The sequence below is a fragment of the Phormidium sp. CCY1219 genome, assembly GCF_035615515.1.
GTDB lineage: Bacteria > Cyanobacteriota > Cyanobacteriia > Cyanobacteriales > Laspinemataceae > CCY1219.
Window position 1 is genome coordinate 1 of sequence record NZ_JAJENT010000367.1, and the last position, 982, is coordinate 982.

General features: G+C 50.3%; 1 protein-coding gene. It reads right to left on the bottom strand.

Annotation, left to right across the window (positions count from 1 at the left end):
- Positions 1-96: 96 nt before the first annotated feature.
- A complete protein-coding gene (locus LKK83_RS07090) occupies positions 97-585 on the bottom strand; it encodes a CRR6 family NdhI maturation factor (RefSeq protein WP_324630295.1) in 489 nt (162 codons plus the stop codon).
- Between the last annotated feature and the right edge of the window lie 397 nt (positions 586-982).

A 982-nucleotide genomic window follows, 5' to 3' on the forward strand; every position in this document is an offset into this window, starting at 1 on the left:
GTTTAGGCTGGTCAGGTGGTTAGAAGTACAAGCCCCTGGCTTTAGACATGGGGTTGGTTTCTACGGAGTCCCTGACAAGAGGCGATAGAAGAGATTTTAGCTCTGAGGCCAAACCAGGTCAAAAAAGGCTTCATCGAGATCGTAGCCAAGCATTTGAGCCATTGACAGCAGCTTAGACTTTGGGGAGAGACCCTGTTGCTGCAACCAAGGAGCGATGGTAAAAATCTTGTGCATCAGGAAGATTTCGAGAGCTTCTGGATTGTATTGAATTCCCTCAACCCGGTGGAACTGGTGAGGAACCAGCATAGCCGTGTAGCGAGCCAATTCCCCCTGTTTCCAGTCGAGCAATATTGGCAACCAAGGATAGCGAGCATCCAAGCCAATAAACCACAATCGCACCTCTGGGATCTCAGAAAGTTCGCGCGGATCGGTTGGATCCCGAGGATAATCGAGGTCAAAACGCAGGCACTGCTGTGGATCGCTCAAAGCTCCATTTTGCAGCAACGTTTCAATCGCAGATTGAGCCGCAGAGAAATCCAGATGACGCACAGATTGAGCATTAAGCGCGATTGTAGTAATTGCCATTGAAACCAGGGAAAGACGACGAACCAAACGCAAAAAAGCAGGAATGCCCTGCCTGTTGAGTAGTTTATCATTCCAGCAAGGCAAAAGCGATCGCCGCGAGGCGATCGCGGCAATGTAGAGAAAAACGAGGCATAGGTGAAGAAGGGAGACGCACAACCAGAGCCTAAGATAGAATAATTGCAACTCCCGTCCCTTGGCGATCGGGCGATGGCTCCCGATGGGAGTCATGCCGGAATTTCAACCTGCCAGCGACACTTCATCCGCATGAAAAAACACGATAACCTCATAAGTGAAGGCGAGATCCTTTAAATCTTGCGATTAAGTCAGCACCCCGCTCTAAAGAGACGGGGCTTCTAGCCCCTGACTTTAGGTAGCTGACCAGCCTAAGCCCTACGAG

Excerpts from the sequence above, each read along its gene's own strand:
- LKK83_RS07090 (WP_324630295.1), bottom strand. The coding sequence starts at position 585 with ATGGCAATTACTACAATCGCGCTTAATGCTCAATCTGTGCGTCATCTG.